Source organism: Paraburkholderia sp. GAS32 (assembly GCF_050434225.1).
In the GTDB taxonomy this organism is placed as follows: Bacteria; Pseudomonadota; Gammaproteobacteria; order Burkholderiales; family Burkholderiaceae; genus Paraburkholderia; species Paraburkholderia madseniana.
Genome location: NZ_JBNPVS010000116.1, coordinates 1 through 2,893 on the forward strand (window position 1 = coordinate 1; position 2,893 = coordinate 2,893).

The window sequence follows — 2,893 nt, forward strand, 5'->3', positions numbered from 1 at the left end:
GGTGACGTGATGGCACAACTTGGCCTTGGTCTGGATCTGTCAACGAAACGCACGCGCAAGCGGGAATTTCTCGAAGAGATGAGGCGCGTGGTGCCGTGGTCGCAACTGATTGCCCTGATTGAGCCGCACTATCCGAAGGGTAAAACGGGACGGCCGCCATTTCCGATTGCCACGATGCTGCAGATTCACTTTATGCAGCAGTGGTTTGGTCTGTCAGACCCGGCGATGGAAGAAGCGCTCTATGACGTGCCGCTGTATCGCGACTTTGCGGGGCTTGACGACGGCATGACGCGATTGCCCGACGAGAGCACGATCCTGCGGTTTCGTCACCTGCTCGAAGCGCACGGTCTGGCTGTGCAGATGCTCGCGCTGGTCAATGAGATCCTGAGCGGGAAAGGTCTGATGCTCAAGGCCGGGTCGGTAGTCGACGCCACATTGATTTCTGCGCCCAACTCGACGAAGAACGCCTCAGGTACGCGGGACCCGGAAATGCACCAGACGAAGAAGGGAAATCAATGGTACTTCGGGATGAAAGCGCATGTGCGACCTGCAAGTCGCTTGAATTTCTGTTCGACTCAACGTGATCCGTTGTGATCGAACCGGCTGTTCCATCAGCCGTTTCCTACCCAGACATGCGGAGCCGGTAACGGCTCGGTGTGAAGCTCCGGGGACAATGTAACCACCGATCTGTATCGGTACGCGGCCCCGTGAGGGAAAGCGGAATCTGCCAGCACAAGTGCGGTGAGGGACTAGGAACGAGCGGTAACGACCAACATACGTGAACCTCTATTAAACGTCGTCATCATTGACAAGCCAAATGTGCTGACAGGCTTGAGCCAAAATGGCGCGCGGCAAGGTCTGGCCTCTGTGTGCTGGGTCAGCATGGACATTGCGCCGCCGGCGGATAGGAGGGGTCCGTCCCGCTCTGAAATTCATGCGGAACAGGATAAGCCCGTAGTGCCGCCGGCAACGGCAGGCGAACCGCAAGGAACGCTGTTGGCACTGCGGGTAAGGGATTGCGGAAAAAGCGAACGCCTTCCTGTAATGGGGAGGATACCGGCTGCTGCATGGTCGGACGCGAAAGCGGGCAGACTTCCGCGTGGTCATTCATGGCGAGAGAACTTGATTAATCGTTATACGAGGGAAGGCAGATGACGGCAATCGGTGGCGCTGCACAAGCAGAGGCGATCGATGCTGGTGCGTCCTCGCGCCCCGCTGAGATGTGGCTTCAGGCTGATTGGCCTCGCATCACAGATGAGGTGAAACGACTCCAGGCGCGTATCGCCCAGGCAACCAAGGAAGGCAGATGGGGCAAAGTAAGTGCCCTGCAGCGTCTGCTGACCCGCTCGCATAGCGGCAAAATGCTAGCCGTGAAACGAGTGACAGAGAATCGCGGCAAGAGAACGCCGGGCGTTGACGGCAAGACTTGGCCAACTCCGGCGGCCAAATGGAAAGGGGTGGAGGCGATGCAACACCGCAGTTACCGAGCGTTGCCGCTTCGACGTATCTACATCCCCAAGAGCAACGGCAAGAAGCGTCCGCTAGGAATTCCCCGCATGCTATGCAGATCAATGCAGGCGCTATGGAAGCTCGCCTTGGAGCCCATTGCGGAAAGCCTGGCGGATCCAAACTCGTACGGGTTTCGCCCCAAACGTTCGACTGCCGACGCCATTGAATATTGTTTTACCACGCTGGCTAAGCGCAAGTCACCAGAGTGGGTTTTAGAGGGCGACATCCGTGGCTGTTTCGATAATTTTAGCCACGACTGGATCCTCAAACATATACCAATGGATAAGGTGGTCCTGCGGCGATGGCTTAAGGCCGGATTTATCGATAAAGGTACCCTGTTCGCGACCGAGGCGGGAACTCCGCAAGGGGGCATCATCTCACCCGTCATCGCGAACATGACGTTGGACGGACTTGAAGCGGCAGTAGATGCCAGCGTAGGGCCGACGCCACGCGCGCGCCGAAAGTTCAAAGTCAACGTCAACAGGTATGCGGACGACTTCGTTGTGACCGGAGTCTCGAAAGATATTCTGGAGCAGAACGTACTCCCTGCGGTCAGGCAATTTCTGGCCGTTCGGGGGCTGGAACTCTCGGAAGAGAAAACCAGAGTCACTCACATTGCCGATGGGTTCGACTTCCTCGGGCAGAATGTCCGCAAGTACGCGGATAAGCTGCTTATCAAACCAGCAAGCAAAAGTGTGAAGGCACTTCTGGAGAAGGTTAGGGAGATCGTGAGGCAGCACAGGAGCGCCACGCAGACGAATCTGATTCTGCAACTCAACCCCGTGATTCGGGGTTGGGCCATGTATCACCGTCATGTGGTTTCCAAGTCTCATTTTACGTCGATAGACGCTCACATCTGGCAGCTCTTATGGAAATGGGCTATGCGTCGGCATCCCACGAAAGGCACGGGTTGGGTGAAGCACAAATACTTCCACGTAGAGGGACATCGTACCTGGGCGTTTACCGCGCGAACCAAAGATCGCGGGGTCATCCGACTGTTTCGAGCTACGATGATTCCAATTGTTCGGCACGTGAAGATACGTGGTCAGGCAAATCCGTTTGACCCTGCGTGGTCGCCTTACTTTGCCCGTCGTCGAACTGCGACCGATGGTTGATTGCCCGGTCCCATCCGATGGGGCTGCCGAATGGCTTGAGCCGGATGCGGGGCGACTCGCACGTCCGGTTCTTAGGGGGCGGTGGCGCAGCAATGCGCCACCGCTACCCGACATCGGCGTGGACGCGGAATCTGGCCTGGTTCACACGGTCATCGGCACAGCTGCCAACGCTCAGGACATCAATACAGCCGAAGCGTTGCTACACGGCGAAGAGGCGGATGTGTACGCTGATGCCGGATATCAGGGCATTCAGAAGCGATGCGTGGACG

1 protein-coding gene and 2 pseudogenes are annotated in these 2,893 nt (G+C 57.4%); all 3 read left to right on the top strand.

What is annotated here, in order from left to right; all coding sequences use genetic code 11:
• Positions 1–9: 9 nt before the first annotated feature.
• Positions 10–543: pseudogene (locus P3T25_RS48385) on the top strand (IS5 family transposase); the annotation flags it as partial.
• 608 nt (positions 544–1,151) lie between these two features.
• A complete protein-coding gene (gene ltrA, locus P3T25_RS48390) occupies positions 1,152–2,624 on the top strand; it encodes a group II intron reverse transcriptase/maturase (protein WP_211709214.1) in 1,473 nt (490 codons plus the stop codon).
• Between the two features lie 112 nt (positions 2,625–2,736).
• A pseudogene (locus P3T25_RS48395) lies at positions 2,737–2,893 on the top strand (transposase); the annotation flags it as partial.